15 protein-coding genes are annotated in these 20504 nt (G+C 65.1%); 10 read left to right on the top strand and 5 right to left on the bottom strand.

The window, feature by feature from the left end; translation table 11 throughout:
* Positions 1–2 precede the first annotated feature (2 nt).
* From OHA10_RS10580 to OHA10_RS10565, 4 genes are read left to right on the top strand one after another with little or no spacing between them, the layout of a single operon-like run.
* Complete coding sequence (locus tag OHA10_RS10580; protein WP_371406000.1) at positions 3–1616, top strand: ATP/GTP-binding protein; 1614 nt, start codon at positions 3–5, stop codon at positions 1614–1616.
* Positions 1616–3460 (top strand): type IV secretory system conjugative DNA transfer family protein, encoded by a 1845-nt coding sequence (locus OHA10_RS10575; RefSeq protein WP_371405999.1) that lies wholly within the window; start codon positions 1616–1618, stop codon positions 3458–3460. Before OHA10_RS10580 ends, OHA10_RS10575 begins: the two co-directional genes overlap by 1 nt.
* The gene (locus OHA10_RS10570) at positions 3450–3827 is read left to right on the top strand and encodes a DUF4913 domain-containing protein (RefSeq protein ID WP_130443131.1); all 378 of its coding nucleotides are present in this window, start codon (positions 3450–3452) and stop codon (positions 3825–3827) included. The genes OHA10_RS10575 and OHA10_RS10570 overlap by 11 nt, the downstream gene beginning before the upstream one ends.
* Before the next feature lie 9 nt (positions 3828–3836).
* Entirely contained in the window at positions 3837–4181 is a 345-nt protein-coding gene (locus OHA10_RS10565) for a YrdB family protein (protein ID WP_371405998.1), read from the top strand.
* On the opposite strand, the gene OHA10_RS10560 is transcribed toward OHA10_RS10565, so the two are convergent.
* Both OHA10_RS10560 and OHA10_RS10555 read right to left on the bottom strand, forming a co-directional pair.
* The gene (locus OHA10_RS10560) at positions 4182–4922 is read right to left on the bottom strand and encodes a hypothetical protein (protein WP_371405997.1); all 741 of its coding nucleotides are present in this window, start codon (positions 4920–4922) and stop codon (positions 4182–4184) included.
* A gap of 41 nt (positions 4923–4963) precedes the next feature.
* On the bottom strand, positions 4964–6286 hold the full coding sequence (locus OHA10_RS10555) for an MATE family efflux transporter (protein WP_371405996.1): 1323 nt from the start codon (positions 6284–6286) through the stop codon (positions 4964–4966).
* Positions 6287–6688: 402 nt separating this feature from the next.
* Here OHA10_RS10555 and dnaB point away from each other — a divergent pair, with 402 nt between their 5' ends.
* The gene (gene dnaB / locus OHA10_RS10550) at positions 6689–8482 is read left to right on the top strand and encodes a replicative DNA helicase (RefSeq protein WP_371407926.1); all 1794 of its coding nucleotides are present in this window, start codon (positions 6689–6691) and stop codon (positions 8480–8482) included.
* Positions 8483–8504: 22 nt separating this feature from the next.
* Here the strand turns inward: dnaB and OHA10_RS10545 are convergent, their stop codons facing one another.
* Complete coding sequence (locus OHA10_RS10545) at positions 8505–9662, bottom strand: DNA cytosine methyltransferase (protein WP_371405995.1); 1158 nt, start codon at positions 9660–9662, stop codon at positions 8505–8507.
* 257 nt (positions 9663–9919) lie between these two features.
* Between OHA10_RS10545 and OHA10_RS10540 the strand changes: the two genes are divergently transcribed.
* From OHA10_RS10540 to OHA10_RS10525, 4 genes are all read left to right on the top strand, one after another.
* On the top strand, positions 9920–11710 hold the full coding sequence (locus tag OHA10_RS10540) for a hypothetical protein (RefSeq protein ID WP_371405994.1): 1791 nt from the start codon (positions 9920–9922) through the stop codon (positions 11708–11710).
* Positions 11710–13083, top strand: a complete 1374-nt coding sequence (locus OHA10_RS10535; RefSeq protein WP_371405993.1) for a hypothetical protein — start codon at positions 11710–11712, stop codon at positions 13081–13083. The genes OHA10_RS10540 and OHA10_RS10535 overlap by 1 nt, the downstream gene beginning before the upstream one ends.
* On the top strand, positions 13080–18062 hold the full coding sequence (locus tag OHA10_RS10530; RefSeq protein WP_371405992.1) for an FtsK/SpoIIIE domain-containing protein: 4983 nt from the start codon (positions 13080–13082) through the stop codon (positions 18060–18062). Before OHA10_RS10535 ends, OHA10_RS10530 begins: the two co-directional genes overlap by 4 nt.
* A gap of 193 nt (positions 18063–18255) precedes the next feature.
* The gene (locus OHA10_RS10525) at positions 18256–18363 is read left to right on the top strand and encodes a hypothetical protein (RefSeq protein ID WP_371405991.1); all 108 of its coding nucleotides are present in this window, start codon (positions 18256–18258) and stop codon (positions 18361–18363) included.
* Positions 18364–18561: 198 nt separating this feature from the next.
* Here the strand turns inward: OHA10_RS10525 and OHA10_RS10520 are convergent, their stop codons facing one another.
* Complete coding sequence (locus OHA10_RS10520; protein ID WP_371405990.1) at positions 18562–19143, bottom strand: NADPH-dependent FMN reductase; 582 nt, start codon at positions 19141–19143, stop codon at positions 18562–18564.
* 107 nt (positions 19144–19250) lie between these two features.
* Between OHA10_RS10520 and OHA10_RS10515 the strand changes: the two genes are divergently transcribed.
* On the top strand, positions 19251–19733 hold the full coding sequence (locus OHA10_RS10515; protein WP_371405989.1) for a MarR family winged helix-turn-helix transcriptional regulator: 483 nt from the start codon (positions 19251–19253) through the stop codon (positions 19731–19733).
* 42 nt (positions 19734–19775) lie between these two features.
* Here OHA10_RS10515 and OHA10_RS10510 read toward each other — a convergent pair whose 3' ends face one another.
* The gene (locus OHA10_RS10510; RefSeq protein ID WP_371405988.1) at positions 19776–20408 is read right to left on the bottom strand and encodes a MerR family transcriptional regulator; all 633 of its coding nucleotides are present in this window, start codon (positions 20406–20408) and stop codon (positions 19776–19778) included.
* Positions 20409–20504 lie beyond the last annotated feature (96 nt).

Raw genomic sequence — 20504 nt, 5'->3', positions numbered from 1 at the left:
CAGTGAGCCAGAAGCAGAAGAAGCCGGTCGATCCGAGCAGGCGGGGCAAGCGGCCGATGCCGCGAGGCTGGCCCGGTCCGGGCGGCGGCTATTCGACGTACCTGCAGGCAGCGCCCGAGTGGCGCGGGACGACGGTGCAGGTCTGCGGCATGTGGCCGTTCGCGGCCGGCACCGGCAGCCCGATGGTCGGCGTACCGATCGGCCGGAACATCCTCTCCGGCGCGACCATGTGCTGCGACCCGATCAGCTGGTTCATGCGGGCCAAGCTGATCTCGAACCCGTCGATGTTCGTCCTCGGCAAGCCGGGTCTGGGCAAGTCGACGATCACCCGGCGGATGGCGCTGGGCCTGGCCGGGTACGGCGTGATGCCGCTCGTGCTGGGCGACCTCAAGCCCGACTACAAGGACCTGATCGAGGCGCTCGGCGGCCAGGTCATCCAGCTCGGCCGCGGTCGCGGTCACCTGAACGTGCTCGATCCGGGTGAGTCCCGCGAGGCCGCGCTTCGGCTGACCGGCAAGGCCCGCGAGGCGATCCAGGCCGACGCGCACGGCCGCCGGCAGACGATGGTCTCGGCGCTGATCTCGATCATGCGCTCGCAGCCGCCGAACGACCGCGAGGAGACGATCCTCGACGAGGCGCTCAAGGTCCTCGACGAGCGCTTCCAAGGTACGCCGGTGCTTCGCGACCTGCTCCAGGTCGTGCAGGACGCCCCGGACCGGGTCCGCAACGTGGCCCTGGACCGCGGCAGCCTGGACCGCTACCGGCAGATCACCGAAGGTCTCGAGGCGTCGCTGATCGGTCTGGTCGGCGGCGGTCGGCTCGGCGAGATCTTCTCCGAGCAGACCGACAACCCGATGCAGCTCGACCGGCCGGTCGTGTTCGACGTGTCGAACATCGACGATTCCGAGACGAGTCTGCAGGCCGCCGTACTGCTGGCCTGCTGGTCGTACGGGTTCGGCGCGGTCGCGGTCTCGCAGGCGCTGGCCGACGCCGGCCTCGAGCCGCGGCGGCACTACTTCGTCATCCTCGACGAGCTCTGGCGGGTACTGCGGGCCGGGCGCGGCCTGGTCGACCGGGTCGACGCGCTGACCCGTCTGAACCGGCAGCGTGGTGTCGGGATGGCGATGATCTCGCACACGATGTCCGACCTGCTGGCACTGGAGCTGCCCGAGGACCGGATGAAGGCGAAGGGTTTCGTCGAGCGCTCCGGCATGGTCATCTGTGGTGGTCTGCCGCGGGCGGAGATGGACAACCTCACCGAGGTCGTGCCGATGTCGCAGGAAGAGCAGAACATGCTCATCGGCTGGCAGGACCCGCCCGCGTGGGACCCGGCCACCGGTCAGGAGGCGGCGCCTCCTGGTCGAGGCAACTTCCTGGTCAAGGTCGGCGGCCGGCCGGGCATCCCGGTGCACGTCGGGCTGACCACGGTCGAGCGCGAGATCAACGACACCAACAAGCTGTGGAGGACCGGCGAGGACGGCAAGCCGCTGAAGGTGGAGGTCGCACCGGACGGCAGTGAGGCAGTCGTCGGCGAGTACAACCTGGACGATCCGGCGATGCTGCCGCCGCCCGACCCCACCACCCGAGTGGTCGCCCGAACGGGAGTTGACGAGTAATGGCCCAGGGCAGGAAAAGCACCGGACCGGGCGGGCTGTCGCCCGAGTCGATCCTGATCTTCGCCGCGGTCGGTGTGTTCGCACTGGTCGTGTTCTCGCTCTGGGGTGCGCTGAAGATCGCCTCGGCGATCAACGGCTCGCCGCCGGTGGGCAACCCGTTCGACGCGATCGTCGATCTGATGAAGGGACACCGGGACTGGTCCGGCGCGGCCACCGGCGTACTGATCATCGAGCTGGTCGTGCTGTTCGGCCTGGTCGGCACCGGCTTCTGGTACTTCCGGAGCAGGCAGAAGTCGGTCGGCCGCGTCGACCGGCAGGCGCAGCTGATGTCGAAGCGGTCCGAGATCTACAAGCTCACCCGCGAAGGCGCGCAGGAGAAGGCGAACCAGCTCGGCGCGGGGCACGCCGGTCCGGGCATCCTGATCGGCCGCACCGTCCGGGACAACCTCGAGGTCTTCGGCAACTGGGAAGACATGCACGTCGACATCTGGGGTCCCCGAACCGGTAAGACCACGTCGCGCGCGGTGCCGGCGATCCTGGACGCGCCCGGCTGCGTCATCGCCACCTCGAACAAGCGCGACATCGTCGACGCCACCCGCGGGCCGCGCTCGGAGAAGGGCCCGGTCTGGGTGTTCGACCCGCAGGAGGTCTGCGAGGAGCCGAACACCTGGTGGTGGAACCCGCTGAGCTACATCACCGACGAGACCAAGGCCCGTGAGCTGGCCGAGCACTTCGTCGCATCGCAGCGCCAGGTCGGCGCCCAGACCGACGCGTTCTTCGACGCCGCCGGTACGGATCTACTGGCCGGTCTGCTGCTCGCCGCCGCGGTGGCGAAGCGCCCGATCACGCAGGTGTACAGCTGGCTCGCCGACCAGCGCAACGACGAGCCGGAGCGGATCCTGCGCAACACCCCGGGTCTGCAGCTGTCCGCGGACGCGCTGTCCGGTGTCATCAACGCGCCGGACAAGCAGCGCGCGGGTGTCTACGGTACGGCGCAGCAGAGCGCGCAGTTCCTGGTCAACCGCAAGGTCACCCGCTGGGTGATCCCGAGCGGTCCGAACGACAACCGCCCGCAGTTCAACCCGCACGAGTTCGTCCGCAAGGGCGGCACGCTGTACAGCCTCTCCAAGGAAGGCGCCGGTACGGCGGGTCCGCTCGTCACCGCGCTGACCGTGGCCGTCGTCGAGGCAGCGGAGCAGTACGCCCGCGGCTGCCCGATGGGCCGCATGCCCAGCCCGCTGGTCGGCGTACTGGACGAGGCCGCGAACGTGTGCCGGTGGAAGAACCTTCCGGACCTCTACTCGCACTTCGGTTCCCGCGGCATCGTGCTGATGACGATCCTGCAGTCCTGGGCGCAGGGCCAGGAGTGCTGGGGAGACCACGGCATGCAGAAGCTCTGGGGCTCGGCGAACATCCGGGTGTACGGCGGTGGCGCGGCAGACGCGTCCTTCCTCGAGAACCTGAGCAAGATGATCGGCGACTACGACATCAACTCGAACTCGGTGTCGTACAACGAGGGCAAGCGCGGTACGAGCTCGCAGGTCCAGCGGCACAACATCATGGAGGTCTCCGACCTCGCCTCGATGCCGCCCGGTCGGGCGGTCGTGTTCCCGTCGGGTATCCCGGCGACGCTGGTGAAGACCGTCCCGTGGTTCACCCGGCCGGACGCCGGTGCGGTGAAGGCGTCGCTGGCGAAGTACGATCCGGGAGCGGCCGCGAGCGTCCCGGTGAGCAACAACCCGTGGGTGTCCGCAGGCACCGGCGGACAGGTGCCCCCGCCGCAGCGCGGCCCGGACCGGCCGGTCTGGGAGCAGAACGAAGGGGACAACCGAGGTGGATGGTGAACAGGAGCTCTTCTATCCACACGTCGCGGCGTTCGTCGAAGACCGGCTGATCTACCTCTACACCCGGCGGCTCGGGCAGCAGTTCGTCTGGTGCCCCGAGTGGTACCGGCACGCGGAGGCGCTCAGCCGGCTCGACTCGATCTGGCGTGCGTGGGAGCACCTGCGGCTCGACCCGGCGACCGGGATGTCGGTCTGGTGGCGTGACCACGCGGACCCGCACATGATGGCGCTGCTCGATCCGGACGGCCCGTTCGCCGCCTGCCGGAACAACGTTCACACCGATTACCCTATCCCGCCGCTACCGGTGCAGGAGCCGCCGGCCGGGTTGTTCTTCGACCAGCGCCAGCCGAACATCCGCGGTATCTGAGATGTGACGGTGTTGAACTTGTGGAAGTGGGGCAACCTGCTACTCGCGTTCCTCGTCGAGTTGGTTGCCCTGGGCATCTTTGCCTGGTGGGGCTGGGACACCGGCGGTACGACGCTCGCCCGCTGGCTGCTCGCCATCGGGCTGCCGGTGGTGACGGCGGTGGTCTGGGGACTGTTCGCGGCGCCGACCGCCACCCGCGGTACGCCGGCGGTGCGATGGATCGTGAAGGTGCTGGTGTTCGGCCTCGCGGGTGCCGCCCTCTGGAGTCTCGGGCACCCGCTGCTCGCAGTCGTGTTCGTCGTGGTGGTCGCGGCGAACCTGCTGATCATCCAGACCCAGAAGCTGCAGCCCTAGCTACAGTTCGAGGTCGGGTTCGGCGCTGCGGTCGACGGTCTTCCGCTTCGTCCTGAGCCTGCTGCGCACGTTGCGGCGGGCCTGGGGGAGCTGTGCCTCGGGAGTCTCCTTGGGCGGGTTCCGCACCGCCTCGACGGCGTCCGGCTGCGTCTGGCGCGCCTCCCGACGGTGGTCCTGCGCCGATTCGTCGTACCTGTCGGCGAGCCGGTCGTCGGACACGGCACGGCGAGCCTCGATGCCGCTGGCGCGTTCGTACCGTCGGCCTTCGGCGGCCAGTCCGGCCGAGCCGGGCTCATCGGGATGTGCGGCCGCCTCGTCCAGCTCGTGCCGGCCGTGGGCCAGATCCCCGATGGACCGCTGCGTCTCGGTCGTGGCATAGGCGCGGTACCGGTCGCGGGCCGCCTCGTCGGCGTACGCGAGCTCGAGCGCCCGCGTGGTCTCCGCGGTGGCGTCGAGGAGCTGCTCCCGGTCGCGCAGCTCGTCCAGCTCCTGCTGGTCCTTGACGGCCAGCTCGAGTCGCTCGGCACGGGCGGCCTCGTCCTCTTCCTCCAGACGGGCCTGCTCCACCTCCTCGGTGCGCCGCTCGACGTCCTCGTCGGCCGTCAGGTCGGCCACCACGCGCCGGTCGGCCTCGGCTCGCGCCTGCGCGGCACGCCGCTCGCGGCGGCCTTCGGTCTCGTCGTCACCGGACTCCTGCGCGGGGTCGAGCTCGACGGACTGGTCGTCGTCGGTGTCGGGCATGCCGCTCCTTTCCTTCCGCTCCACGATGCCGCACCGCAGGGTCAGCGGGTAGCTCCGGTGACCAGCCAGCCGTCGCGGCGCTCGCGTGTGGTGAGCGTGATGAAGCGGAGCAACATGTACCCGCCGAAGGCCCACCAGAGCGCGACGATCCCACCGCCGAGCCAGAGCACCGCCAGCGCGAGCGGCACGTACAGGACGAGCGCGACGACTCCCGCCGCGGCCAGGTACTTGCCGTCGCCCGCGCCGATGAGCACACCGTCCAGCACGAACACGACCCCGTTCACCGGCTGCCACAGTGCGGCGACGATCAGGACGGCTGCGAGCGTACGGCGTACCTCCGGATCGCTGGTGAACCACGGGACGTAGACGCCGCGCAGGCCCCACAGCGCGAGGCCGCCGATCAGGCCGGAGAACAGGCCCCACCACATCATCCGTCGGGTGATCGTACGGGTGCCCGCCACGTCGCCGGCGCCGAGCGCGCGGCCGGTGAGTGCCTGCGCGGCGATCGCGATCGCATCGAGGGCGAGAGCCAGGAACGACCACAGCGTGAAGGCGACCTGGTGCGCGGCGACCGACGTCGTACCCAGTGCCGTCGCGACGAAGGTGAGCAGAATGATTGCCGCACGCAACGTCAGCGTCCGGACGATCAGCGGTACGCCCATCTGCGCGGACGCCAGGATGCCGGGGCGGTCCGGTCGCAGCTTGGCGCCGTCGCGGCGGGCTCCGCGTACGACGACCACCACGAGCGCGATGCCCGCTCCGGTCTGCGCGAGCGCCGTACCCAGGGCCGAGCCGGCGATGTTGAGGCCGATGCCGTAGACGAGCAGGACGTTGAGGCCGATGTTCGCGAGGTTGGCGGTGATCGCGACGACCATCGGGGTCTTGGTGTCCTGCAGTCCTCGCAGTACGCCGGTCGCGGCGAGCAGGAGCAGCATCGAGGGGATGCCGAAGCACGAGATCCTCAGGTAGGTGACTGCGTAGTCAGCCACCTCGGGCGACGGGTCGAACGCCGCAATCGCCTGCGGCGCGAGTACGAGCCCGAGCAGCGCCAGCACGACGCCGAGCAGCAACGCGAGCCAGAGACCGTCGATGCCCTGTGCCAGCGCACCTTTGTGGTCGCCTGCGCCGATCCGCCGGGCGACCGCGGAAGTGGTGCCGTAGGCAAGGAAGACGCAGACGCCGACAAGGGTCTGCAGAATGGTGCCGGCGACGCCGAGCGCGGCGAGTTGCGGCGTACCGAGGTGGCCAACGATCGCCGAGTCGGCGAGCAGCATCAAGGGCTCGGACACCAGCGCGAAGAACGCCGGGACGGCCAGCCGGAGGATCTCCCGATCCTGTTCGCCCACCCATCGTCTGCGTCTCACCGGAGCGAGGTTACCCACGACGGCGGGGGAGTCCGGAAATTCGTCTCAGACTTTTTCTTCTCCACAGTTGTGCACTGGAGAAACCGCAGGTCAGAGCGATGTTGTGGGCAATTGTCCGCAGATATCCACAGGGTTGTTCGCAGCCTGTGCACAGCCCCTCACGGAGTTTCCCACAGTTCGTCCACACCCCCTGTGGACGGCCGGGTGGCTTTGGGTGACGGGAGCGGCGTACGGTCGCGAGGCCTGCTGCCGGAAACTGTCGGCGGGCCGGGCTACGGTTCGAGCAGGTGTTCGAACCGGGTCACAGTGGCCGGGCGGCGGCGGACGAGGAGGTCGGGCGAAGTGAGCGTGGCGGAGTTCCGCGGGGGTCAGGACGACGGTCACGAAGAGCGCCGTCCGGAGATGGGCTTCGACCGCACCCCGCCGCAGGACCTCGCGGCCGAGCAGTGCGTGCTCGGCGCGATGATGCTGAGCAAGGACGCGATCGCCGACGTCATCGAGACGCTGCGCGGCACCGACTTCTACCGGCCGGCACACGAGAGCGTCTTCGACGCGATCACGGACCTTTATGCGCGGGGCGAGCCGGCCGACGCGATCACCGTCGCCGCGGAGCTGAACCGGCGCGGCGAGATGGCCCGGATCGGCGGCGCGCCATACGTGCACACCCTGGTCGCCTCCGTCCCGCTCGCGGCCAACGCGAGCTACTACTCCCACATCGTCCGCGAGAAGGCGATCCTCCGCCGGCTGGTCGAGGCGGGCACGAAGATCGTCCAGCTGGGGTACGCCGGTGAGGGCGAGGTCGACGATGTCGTCGACGAGGCGCAGGCGGAGATCTACTCGGTCACCGAGAAGCGGACCGCCGAGGACTACGCCCCGCTGAAGGACATCATGGAGGGCACCCTCGACGAGATCGAGGCGATCGACTCCCGTGGTGACGCGATGGTCGGCGTGCCGACCGGGTTCACCGATCTCGACGAGCTGACCAACGGGCTGCACCCCGGTCAGATGATCATCGTCGCCGCCCGTCCCGCGATGGGGAAGGCGCTGGCGCTCGACACCCCGCTGCCGACGCCGACCGGCTGGACCACGATGGGCGAGGTCGCGGTCGGCGACCAGCTGCTCGATGCCAACGGGCTGCCGACCACCGTGGTCGCGGCGACCGAGGTGATGGTCGACCGGCCCTGTTTCCGGCTGTCGTTCTCCGACGGCAGTGCAATCGTCGCCGACGCCGAGCACCAGTGGCTCGTCGAGGACGGCGGCCGCCCGGTGGTCTGCACGACCGCCGACCTGTACACGGCGATGTCAGCGAGTCCCGGACTGACACCGTCGATCCCCGGGTCGGCGCCGCGGCAGATCACCGGGCACGGCTTCCCGGCCGCGCTCGTCGGTGAGGGCGAGCGCCGGGTCGAGTGGGTCGACCCGGTCGTCGGCGTCCCGGTGCGCTGCGTCGAGGTCGACAACGCCGACCATCTGTATCTGGCCGGCAAGACGATGATCCCGACCCACAACTCCACGCTGGGCCTGGACTTCGCCCGCTCCTGCTCGATCAAGCACGGCCTGACCTCGTGCATCTTCTCGCTGGAGATGAGCCGCAACGAGATCACCATGCGTCTGCTCTCCGCCGAGGCGAAGGTGCCGCTGCACCACATGCGCAACGGCAAGATGACCGACGAGGATTGGGCCCGCCTGGCCCGCAAGATGGGCGAAGTCTCCGAGGCGCCGCTCTTCATCGACGACTCCCCGAACCTCACGATGATGGAGATCCGCGCCAAGGCCCGCCGCCTCAAACAGCGCCACGACCTCAAACTGATCATCATCGACTACCTGCAGCTGATGACATCGGGCAAGAAGGTCGAGTCCCGCCAACTCGAAGTCTCCGAGTTCTCCCGCTCCATCAAGCTCCTCGCCAAGGAACTCGAGCTCCCCGTAGTAGCCATCTGCCAGCTGAACCGAGGCTCCGAACAACGCTCCGACAAACGCCCCATGGCCTCCGACCTCCGCGAATCGGGATCGCTAGAACAGGACGCCGACGTCGTCATTCTTTTGCATCGTGAGGATGCTTATGAGCGGGAGTCGACTCGGCCTGGGGAGGCGGACTTCATTGTTGCCAAGCATCGCAACGGCCCGACCGCCGACGTGGTTGTTGCCTTTCAGGGGCATTACTCGCGGTTTGTCGATATGGCCCACGACGGGTGACTTCGCCCGCGTGGCATCTCGACTAGGCCGACTCCTCGAGTCCGCTCCGGTCCGCTTGTCCGAGAACCTGCGAGTCAATCAGCTGCGTCGTGAGGACGCGGGTAAGCGCCGGCGGAACTGCATTCCCGATGATCGTTGACAATTGAGTCCGCGTCCCGGCAGCGTCGAACTGGAAGTAGTCCGGGAAGCCCTGAATGCGGGCGGCTTCATGAGGCGTGATGGTTCTTGGTTGGGATGGATGGCCGTAGCGGCCTTGACCCATGCTTCCGAACCCGCTCGTGATCGTCTGAGCTTGCTGGTCCCAGCTCAATCGCCCGTACATCGACACGTACGAATGATCTCCTTGATGACATACTGGACGAAGCTCGTTCGGCAGGTTGACCTCGCCATGTTCAGCAAGCCACTGAATGCGTTGCTGGTTCTCGGGGCTCATCTTCGATGGCTGATCGACCCAACGCTCGGCGCTGATGTGCTCGAGATCGCTGATGGCCCATCGGAGGTCGTGGGTCGGTTGTGGCACGAGCACTGAGAGAGCGGTAGCGGTTACTCCAATCGGCAGGGCATCCGCACGCACCGCCAGCAAGATATGGCGTCGACGGGTCTGAGGAATGCCCAGCTGAACGAGCTCGGCCCGCGTCGTGGCGACCTCGTATCCGACTGCCTCCAGATGATCCGTCGTTCGGGCAACGACCTGCTGGGAATCGTGAACGACAGCGGGCACGTTCTCGATGATGAGGACGCGTGGTCGCAATATCTCCGCAGCGCGTGCCATCCGTAGATAGAGTCGGTTCTTGGGATCATCTCTGCGCGTATGGTTATTGAGGTTGCTGTGGCCCTGGCATGGTGGCCCCCCGATGAGCATGTCGACCTCACCGACCTGAGTGCGGACGTCGAGCTCCGTCGCAGTCGGCTGGCTACCAAGCTCCCCGTCGAAGTATTTCTCGACTGTCGCCACCTCGACGTGTGCCTTCGGGAAGTTTGCCTTGAAGACGTTGACCGGGGCCTGCTCGACGTCCACGGCAAGCGGTACCTCGAGAGCGAGCCCCCGGTCATGTGCCGCCTGAGCAGCGCCCAGAGTCAGGCCGCCGCAGCCGGAGAAGAGATCCACGGCGACGATGCCTCGATCCCCGAGCTCGAAATCAGGGCGTTGGCGTTCACGAAGGGGATGCCCGCTCGCCATCCGTGCTCCCCTCTCGGTTCGTGACTGAGTCGATCGAGATATCAGCCTACTCGAGGCTAGACCGAGTTAGGCGCTTCGAAACGTGGCGTGAGCGATGTCGATGATCCGGGCCCGTATGTGTCGAGGGTGTGAGTCGCAGACGATTGCTTTCGATTGCTTTCGACGAATCGGCAGCATGCCGGAGTGTCGACACGGGGGCTACGGACGGCGATACCATCGCTGAGACCTGGTTCGACGGGGGAAGGAAGACGACGGCTATGGCGCTTGAGGTAAACGGGCACGTGGGGCGCATGCACCGATATCAGCCGTTCGACGCCGACAGCGCAGATTTGGTCTTCGAGCGTCAGACCGACCGCAGCCAGCCGATGTTCCGGGTCGCAACGCGTGACTACCTGCTCAGTGTGGTCGAGCGGCCGGCGACTCGAACGGTCATTTTGACCGGGGATGCGGGCCACGGTAAGACGAGCCTCTGCGCCAGCCTCTTGGAGGATCTGGATTCGACGAAGGAACAAGCAGCTGCCGCCGTCGAACGGGCCGGAAAATACGGACGTGAGCCTGTCGGTGAGACGAGGAGTGGACGCTCCATCTTCATGCTCAAGGATCTGAGTGACTTCTCCGCCAGCTTCGGCGCGCAACGGCTGGTCGACCTCTTGAACTTGCCTTCGGACGAAGTCGCGATCGTCTGTGCGAACGAAGGACAGTTGCGCAACTGTGTATCCGAGGACTGGACCGGACGTGCTCAAGTAGTCGTTGACACCCTCGAAGCCGGCATCACTCGAGGAACAGTCGCCAGTGGCGATGGCGCTGTCGTCGTCATCAACCTGAACTACCAATCCGTTGCGCCAGATCGCGTAGGCGATGGCCTGGTCGATTGGGCGACTCGGAGTTGGGCCGTCGACAAGCGATCATGGCAGATCTGCAAACGCTGTGACGCTCGCGAGGTCTGCCCGATTCTGTCGAACCACGAAGCACTTTCCGACAGTGCCAGTGGGCCACGGCGTCGCAATGCCATACGCGCCGTCTTCAGCGCCGCAGAGCGCACTGGGGTGGTGGTGACCGCACGGCAGGCGCTGTCCACTCTCGCCTATGCGATAACAGGTGGTTTGACGTGTGACGACGTTCATCGGCGATACAGGAACGCGCATGCCGACCGATCCTGGCAGCACCCGCATCAGTACCATCAAGCGCTCTTTGGTGATCGCCTCACGCTCCAACAGCGCCAGCAGGTTCCGGCGCTACCAGCTCTGCGTAGGCTGGATCCAGGGAAGGTGTCACGTCGGCAGGTCGACGATGCTCTCGAACCTGAGGCCGCAGAAGTCGCCTTTCGCCCGCCAGTACCGGGCTCCGACGGGCGTCGGATCAGGACTTCACAGGACCTGCAGCGCGAAGCGAGCGCGCTTCGGGAGCTGTACATCTTCCTGCGGCGGGCCGACTTCTTCAACAGCGATGGATCGGATCAGTTCGCTCGCCTTGGACTCAGCGCTGGTGATGATTTCGTCAGGATCGCACCGGATACGTCAGACTCGAGTAAGACAGGTATCCGTGATGTCGTCCTCAAGGGCCTCGAAGCCATCCAGGGTATCCATCGAGTGGGGAACAACCCTGATTTCCTCGTTCTCGATCCTGCGTTCTTCTCGCATCGCACCAAGGCGGCCGTCGTTTCTCGCAGCGTCACCAATCGTCATGTGCAGTTGGTAGATCAGATTAGTCAATGGATGAGCGAGGCCGAGCCCGGAGCACAGGTACCCGTCATGCACGAAGCTGTCGAGTGGCTGAACCGCTCGATCTTCATACGGATCCCGGGACCGCCAGGGGGGAAGCCGGTTGCCGTGGAAGTCGATCTTCTGCGATTCGAGCTCTTGAATCGATGGGCCGCAGGGTTACGGAGCGGGACTCAACATGAGGCCGAGATCCGAGGGCTCACCAGTACCCTGGCCGCTCTTGCCGATGGGGCTAGCGAGCGCGAGGTGATCCAGGTTCTGGTAGGAGCGGTACCGCGGAAGATCATGATCGACGTTGACAACGAAATTCGATCGGTGCGTGTCTGATGCCGGACAGGTCGAAAGCAGAGGTCGTCTTCGACCTCTTTGGCGTGAATCTCGAGCAACAAGGCCGTGGCTATTACGTGTCGCTCGAACTGCTCGCAATCGCTCGCGGTGTCTACGAGGTGGACCCTTCAGCGCTCCTTGACGTGGGGAGCGACGTCGTGTCGTACATCCGGGCATCGCATGATTTCGCGCGACGGATCGCCGTCAATGCGACGATCGACCCCAAGACGCTGGCGGAGGCCGTCGACGATGAAGAGACCCTGGCCACCCTCCAGGCGCTGTCCTCATCGCTGCTCGTGCAGATACCAGGTCGACGGAAGTTGCCCAGCTGGTACAACACCCATCTCTATCCGTTCGTCGGGGAGCTCATCCACTACGATGCCGCCGAGCGGAGGGCGGCCGGAACGAAGCGCGACGCGCCAAAGGTGCCGCACATCGAGAGGTATGTATTCCGCGATGGCGGGTCCTGGGCTTACAAGGTCCTGCGAACGGACCTCGATGATTCCCGCCGTAACGGTACGCGTGATGGCTTGCTCGAGCTTGTGCGAGACAGTGAATCCGCGCTCGGTGAGATCGCCCGCTCACTCCGAGCTCATGACGACGCGAAGGACACGAAGCCCTACGAGGACGGGTCCGAGTCGGACATCAAGATATACGAGGACCGCAGCCCATGGCCGGAGTATCTGCGACGCGGTGTGAACTTCATCGTCTCTCGGGCGCAGCTACCGCGAGCCAAGCGCATCGAGAGTCTCATGCATTGGGTTCCGTTCTGCCTCGCACGCCATCAGCTCCATCTTGCGCGGTCGTCGTTGGCGCAGCCCTCTGAGACGGTTTTCGTCGATTTCATGAAGGACGCCACACCTCTGCGAAGATTGTCTCAAGACGCACTCGACGGATTCCGAAAGAACATCGTCAACGCGATCATTGCCCGCGCTACCACCCTCCACGACGATGCGCTGGCGATGGGGAACGAGAGTCTGGCGTTGCGATATACGCGGCACATGTCCCAGAGTGCGGTAGGGACGGGCTCTCCACGCTCCTTCTTCTCGGAGACCCTCGCCGCCGTTGGTGCGCTGAATGCCACGACAGGCCGGCGTCACTTCACGATGAAACCTCCGATGCTGGAGGCGATCGTCTCCGCGAGCCTGGAACCCGGATCCGAGGAGGAGTTCTATAGCTTCTGTGCTCGGCTGTACGAGGATTACGGGATCATCCTCGATGAGCGAACCGCTGGTGAGAACGATCTGACGGTCGATGTCGACGCATCGGTGTACGAGCGGAACTCCGATGCTTTTCGGTCTCGCTTGGCAGCGACCGGATTGCTGACTCAGTACTCGGACGCGACAAGCATCGTACATGGGGAGCCTCGGTGATCGACGGAGCAGACAGGACGCTTGGACGCGTGGTTGCCCTCGTGGCGCTGGAGTCAGTGACCAAGGGCAGCGATGGAACCAGGGCCGCTTTGCGCGTCGCCGGATTCGACAAGCCCATCGTCAAGTCTGCGCTCGTGGAGACTGCACGGCAGCTGAACTCAGGAACGGCTGCGGAGGTACTGGTCAAGGTCGGCACTTCCGAGGCGATAGACGGGATCCCCCCGGAGTTCCTTCTCCAGCCAGGCGAACAGCTGACGGCGTGGCGCAACGTCACCGGCTCGGGCGAATCCGTGCTGCTCTTCGACTGGGGTGTTCCTCCGGATGCTCAGGGCCTGACGGCGGTCAACAGACTCGACGGTTCCTCCTTGGTGAGTGGAGTCGAACAGGACAAGCGATTTGCTACGTTCGCGCGGGAAGCTTGGTTCGAGGCTGGTGGCCAAGGCACGACACCGAGGACTCTCGAGTCGCATCAGCTGCGCGTTTGGCGTGCCGTGTCTGAGTCAGAGGAGGAGGGGCGTTCGCTTCGCCGCCTGGCCCGCTATCTCGTAGAATCCGCCACATCGGTCGTGAACGCCGAAGTCCACACTGCCGAGGTCACTCAATCGGCAGTTTCGGATGCGCTACCCACTCTTGGTCTGTTCCCTGACGGTGACCTGTTCGTGTCGGACAGCGCGCTCGAGGCTCGGATCAGGAAGAACGTCCGAGTTAGCGGGCTCAGGCAACCAAGTGGAGCGATCCTCACGGAGGAGGATCTGCTTGCACGCATCGATGCGGCGGAGCTGACCGACGTCTCGCTCGCACGTGTTGGGCTGTCGTCGGACGAGGCAAAGACCCACATGCGGAATCTCGTGATGGAGTCCGGAGAACGAACCGAGTGTGCACGGCGCGCTCTTGACCTCTCTTTATGGCTCGAGGTCTTCGAGAAGCGCTCGGCAAAGATTGGCCTCGGCCGCCAGATCCGCGAGGCCATCGAACGTTCTGCCGCCGCGAGGCTCGATGAGTTCGATGCACTCTTGGTTGAGGACGGTCTCGATCGCAGCGATCAGGAAGCCGCGGAGCGGTTCCTCTTCGCCGAGCCACCGGCCGATACGGAGCCACTCGCCGATGTACTTCCCAAGCCGCTTCGTCGGCGAGTCGAGAAGATCGCCTTTCCTGATTCACTCGTAGTGCCTGATCCGCTGCGCGCATTGTTGCGGGAACTTACGTACTTCGATGATGAGGAGGAAGGAACGGTAACCGTTCGGGTCGAGGGCGCCCCCGAAGCCGGCGCCTGGACGCGGTGGCTGTTCGCTTTCCTCTATGGAAGAAGCCTCAAGCAGGTGCAGGCCTCCGTCGGTCTTCGCCTTGGGTTGGAAGTCGACGCCGATCTCCTCGATTGCAAGTTGCGGACGCTTCCCCCGGACGATGAGCCGCTTGATGCGTCGGAAGTATGGGCTCCGATCCGGATCGTCGTGGAGATGCAAGGAAGTGCCCAGAGGCGCTTCCGTTGGGATCCCTTCGCGACGCCCGGGCAGATCGCCGTCGCTGCGTTTCTCCGCGGATTCGAGGTCCCTCCTGGAGAGGTGTACGGCGGTAGCTTCGATGGATTCCTCGACCAGTTCACTGACCCGCGAGACTGGCAGCGATCCGGCGTCGAACGCCCCGCCGGTCAGTTCGGTGGCGAACTGTTCGACCTCCGCCGAAGGCACTTCGCCAAGTTTGCCGATGGCATCGACGCTGACATCGTCACGTCGTATCTCGACGAATGGGATCAGACGATCAGCCGCGCACGGGCGCAGCTAGTCCCAGCGAACGCACCGGACCCAGATCTTTCCGATGTAGTGCTCAGCGACGTTGTCCGTCTCGCTGAGCATCGCATCCTCATGCTTGCAACCCATCCGCTGCGACTCCGCTGGCTCGCTCGCCACTACGCACAATTGACGAGTCTGATATCAAAGGCACTCACCGAGCGCCTCAAGCTCAACTCAGAGAACAGCGACCTCTTTTTCGATACTCTCGAGCGTGTTTCACCACACGGCACGCCGGCGGTGGTCGTAGGACCGAGTCAAACGGTTGCGATCCCGATGCGCGAATCGGCCGGACACGAGGAATATGCGCCAGTTCGCCAAGGGGGTAATGAGTCGCGGGACTGGCTGGCGGCCGTGGATGACGCAGCGATCGAGGAAATGGTCCGTGTAATCACTGATTACCTAGCGACCTATCCGCACAAGCAGGATGGCCTGTCGGTCCTGTTACTCGATCGAAATGGCGATCCGGTACTGCCGGTGCGAGTGGCGAAGAGGGTGCGTGCCAAGAGCCCGAAGCTCCGCCTCGATCTCGTCGTACTTGCACCACGCGAGACGCACCACGGCATCATTCAGGCGTTCGACTCCGAGTTCGCTGATTCCGATGTGATGGATGAGCGTTTCCTGCCGGACGTCCAGCTTGTGCTGAAGCCATGGAACTCGGAGCGAGATGCAGACTTGGCCGGCCTCGAAGACTCGATCGACATTGCCCTGGCGCCTGCACTCTTCGGCACGCAGACGAGCCTCAACTCAAGTACGAGAGACCCGTCGGCGACGATGGCTGGCCGATATGACCCGTGGACGCATGCGGCAGCGCACAATCTCACGGAGTCAAGTGAGAACGTCGTCCGTGAGCTCCTCCCGAGCGCGCCTGATGCTGACCTTGAGACGTGGTCCACACTTTGCGTTCGCTACGATCGTCGGTCGGCTGTGGCTCGAGAAGCGGAGGGCAACACCGACTACTTCGAGATGCAGATCCAGTTCGACCAACATCAGAAGTTGTTCCTCGCGCTCCACTGCGTCGCCCACTGGGTCGTGACTCTTGATTCGTTCATCGGGCGCGACCAGGTCGACAACCTCAGCGATCGTCCTGACGTGATCCTGGTTAAGCCCGGAGTCGGCAAGAACGAGGCGTACACGTTGATCGTCAGCTCTCAAACGGGCCGGCAGTTGGTGGTGAAACGCTTGCAGCGACGGCTGGTGGAGATTGGCGCCGTCCGTGCCGATGAAGCCGAGGACACGGCAGCCAGGCTTTACGCCGTGGGACGGAACGTCGTACCTGGCGCTGTCTTGAGATCGCTTGGCATCGGGACCACCATCAATGAAGTCGTCGGCCTCGTCGCGACGCGCTTCGTCATCGAACAGCGCTCGCCGGTGATGGATGACCAGACCTGCCTCATCGTGTGGCTCAGCTTCGACGAGCAGCAGCGATGGTTCGGTCGGGGTGCGAAGACGAGAGCAGACCTCGGTCGATTCGTTCTCACATTGAACGAGGATGGTGGTGTTTCGCTCGACGTACTCGTCGCCGAGTCGAAGTTCCGGCAGACGTATGACCATGGCTCTGCCGAAGAGCAACTGAACCGTACGACTGATCTATGTCGATCTGCTTTCGCATCAGGGGATGAGGCGACGGATGATCACAGGTTCTGGCTCGAGGAGCTTGCGGCAGCCATCGAGCAGACCAGTCGCGAGGAGCTCCGAGGATCGGAGTTGCCGTCGCGTATTCGGGTGGGGCCTGGTCGATCCGATCTCGAGGTACGTGTCGTCGAGGAACTTCGCGCCGGCAATGTCGAGCTCAGTTCCGTCGAGGGTGTCGTCGTTGCAATCGCTGCCGCTCAGGACGAGCCTGCTCCAGTTCCCCGTGGTCTGGGTAGGCACACCCTCATCCGCTTGAATCGGCCCGAGCTTCAGGAGGTCATCGGCTTGCTTCGTGCGGGGGTTGACCCCGCGACGTCAGCGGCAACTACTCACGGCAGCTGGCGCGCTGAGGTGGGATTGCGTTCAGAAGACGGAATTGACGAAGCTGCGCCGGATGTCCAGACCAAGGTTGATGGTCCTCCTGGACAGGTGGAAGCTGGTCGGAACACTGCCGCTGGATCAGGGACGGGTCCACGGGTAATGCCTGAGGTGGTCTCTGACCATGTCGTTGGCCTCGGCAACGATGAGATTCGCCGCCGGTACAACAAGGTGCTCGATGTGTTTGGCCTCCACAACGTTCAGGTCGGACCGCCGGACAACGATCCATGGAAGGAAGGGCCTGGATTTTATGCGCTGCGGTTCGTCCCCAAACCTGGTGTAACCGTCGATAAGGTTGTCAATCGTCGCGAGGAGATCTTCCTCGCTCTCGAACTGCCCGCTGGGTACAGCATTCGGACCAGGAATGACCGCGGCGCTGTCGTGTTCGAGATTCCCAAGGTGGAAGACGAGAAGTTCGGGGTCGCAGCAGCCGCACTGTGGGATAGCTGGCCGGTCGACCCCAACGACCTCACGACTCCGATCGGCGCCGACATCTCGGGAACGCCGGTCGGGATCTCGTTCTCATCGCCTGATTCTCCTCACCTCCTCGTAGCGGGAACGACGGGATCAGGCAAGTCGGTTGCGCTTGACACGATCCTCAAGGGACTGACTCGGTACGACGCAGCCAGTGTGCGACTCCGCCTTGTGGATCCCAAGGGCACGGAGTTGGTTGACTTCGAGGATGATCCGCATCTTGACGGCGCGATTGGCATGGACGCGGCCGACGCGATCGATATTCTCGAGGCGGCTGTATCGGAGATGGACGATCGGTATCGAGCGATGAAGGCCGTTCGTGCTCGGAAGCTCGTCGAATTCAACGCGAAGGTCGGAGCCGGGGAAAAACGACCCTGGATCGTCATCGTCCTTGACGAGTACGCAGACCTGACCAGCGATCCCGATGACAAGCGGACGATCGAGGATCTGCTCAGGAGGCTGACTCAGAAAGCGCGTGCGGCCGGCATTCATGTGATCGCCGCGACTCAGCGCCCAAGTGCAGACGTCATCTCAACGACGATCAGGTCCAATTTCCCAGCGCAGCTCGCCCTCCGCGTCAAAACCGCAACTGACAGTCGAATCGTCCTTGACGAGACTGGGGCGGAGTCGCTCGCTGGGCGAGGCGACGCTCTACTCCACACGAGCGAGGGCACGCTGCGAATTCAAGTTGCCTACGACGGATGACAGCCCGGGCAGGTAAGGGAGCCGTGGGCGAGCAGGAGTCGACGGCTGCATCCCCAGCCGCGCGCTGACGGATGCAGGCGAATCGCCGACGGGACATATCCCCGGAGTTGGCAATCCGCAGGGCCGCGCACGCGCTGGGACTTCGGTATCGCGTAGACGCGCGGCCCTGCGGTCCCTCAACAGGAGAGCCGATATGGTCTTCTCCAGCGCGAGGGTCGCTGTATTCATCGATGGCTGCTTCTGGCACGGCTGCCCTCAACATGGCACATCCGCAGCAGTACGCCGCCTTCTGGGACGCTAACGTTGCCGGGACCAGGCTCGCTGACACGAATGCCCGATTGTCAGGCGCCGGGTGGACGGTCATTCGCATCTGGGAGCACGAAGATCCAAACCTAGCGGCCCGCCGGTTGGCGACTGTGATTCGCTCGCGATGAATGACGAGAGTTCCCACGTACGCCAGACCGACGCCGCGCGGTGGCCGGCAATGGATGCTAGACGATCAAGCTGCTACAGCCTGCTTGACGCGGATGCGCTTGAGGGCGCCGGTCCAGGACTCGAGCTGGTCGAAGAGGACGGTTGCGGCGGCCTCGTGCTGCGGGCCGGGGCGGAACTCGGAGAAGTTCTCGAAGTCGGTGAACATCGAGAACGACAGCTGCTGACGGACGGTCGCGATCTGCAGCTCGGCGCTGATCCCGCGTAGGTGCTCGATCGCGCGGGCGCCGCCCAGCGAGCCGTAGGAGACGAAGCCGGCCGCCTTGTTGTTCCACTCGGCGTACAGGTAGTCGATGGCGTTCTTCAGTACGCCGGACGTCGAGTGGTTGTACTCCGGCGTGACGAACACGAAGCCGTCGTACTCGGCGATCTTCTCGGCCCAGGCCTTCGTGTGCTCGCCGGCGTACTGACCGACCGCGGGCGGGATCGACTCGTCGAGGTGGGGCAGCGGGTAGTCGAGCAGGTCGACCAGTTCATAGGTGGCCCCGGTGCGGTTCTGGGCCTGGGCGAGTGCCCAGTCGGCCACCGCCTTGCCGTTGCGGCCGGGACGGGTACTGCCGAGGATGATCGCGATCTTCAGGTCGCTCACAGCGACAACTCCTTCGAGGGGATGACTTGAATCTTCATGTCATCAACCACGGTACGACCGGTCACTTGAAGATTCAAGTCAAGCCTCGAGTGGCCTATGCTGCACCCATGGCCGCCGAAGGAGCCCGCAAGACTGAGCCCCGCTGGCTGACCGCGGACGAGTTGGAGACCTGGCAGGCCCTGCATCTGGTGATTGCCAGCCTGCCGACAGCGCTGGGCACCCAGCTGCAGCGGGACTCGGGCCTGAGCTTCCTGGACTACTACGTCCTCGCCGGCCTGTCGGACCAGCCGGACCACACGATGCGGCTGAGCAAGCTGGCGATCCTGACCAACTCCGAGCTCTCGCGGCTCTCCCACCTCATCCGCCGGCTGGAGAATCGCGGTCTGGTACGCCGTGAGCCCGACCCGGACGATGGTCGCTTCACCAACGCGATCCTCACCGACGACGGCTACGCGGAGTTGGTGAAGGCGGCCCCGGGCCACGTCGAACTGGTACGCCAACTGGTCTTCGACCCGCTGACCGAGAGCGAGCGGCGCACCCTCCACAAGGCGTTGGCGAAGATCATCCCGGGCCTGACCGAGGGCTCCTGACCGACCGCTCCTGACCGACGGCTCCTGACTGACGGCTCTGAACTAGCCGCGACCCCAGCGCTTCGCCGAGATGGATTCCTGGGCCAGGAGGCGCAGCGAGGAGAGCAGGGTCTCGCCGAGGATCGTGCCGATGACGACTGATTCGGCCAACTGGTCGCGGGTGGGGCGGGCGCTCACGGCCGCGATGTCGAGCTCGGTGAACTTCTCGACAGCCTCGGCGTAGGCGTCCAGGTACTCGGACAGGTGGGCCTGGCCGAGAGTCTGCATCGCGGCGATGGTGTCGACGAGAGTGGCGAGGGCGGGGGCCTCGGGTTCCACCGCCCAGCCGCGGCGTTCGATCAGCTCGTTGACCTGGGCGGTGGCGGCGGCTCGCGCTTCGGGGCTGGCGGTGAGGCGGCGGGTCGGGGTGAGGGCTCGGTGTGCGCGGCCGATCTGTTCGTGCAGGGGTTCGGTGTCGGAGTCGAGTGACTCGAGGATCTCCTTGACCTGGGCGACCGGGACCTGGGCGAGCTCGATCAGCGCGCGGATCAGGCGCAGCCGGCGGACGTGGGCCTCGCCGTACGACGCCTGGTTGGGGCTGCTGAGCTCGCCGGCCGGGAGCAGGCCCTCGCGCAGGTAGTACTTGATCGTCGGCACCGGTACGTCGGTCGCCTTGCTGAGTTCCCCGATCCGCATTTCCCTTGCCTTCCCGTTGCCTTTCATGGATAGTATCAGTATCCATAAGCGGATACTCGAACTATCCATGAAGAGGCGAGTCGGTTGATCCCGCCA

The sequence above is a fragment of the Kribbella sp. NBC_00662 genome (genome assembly GCF_041430295.1).
Classification (GTDB): Bacteria; Actinomycetota; Actinomycetes; order Propionibacteriales; family Kribbellaceae; genus Kribbella.
This window is presented reverse-complemented; position numbering and strand designations above follow the sequence as displayed.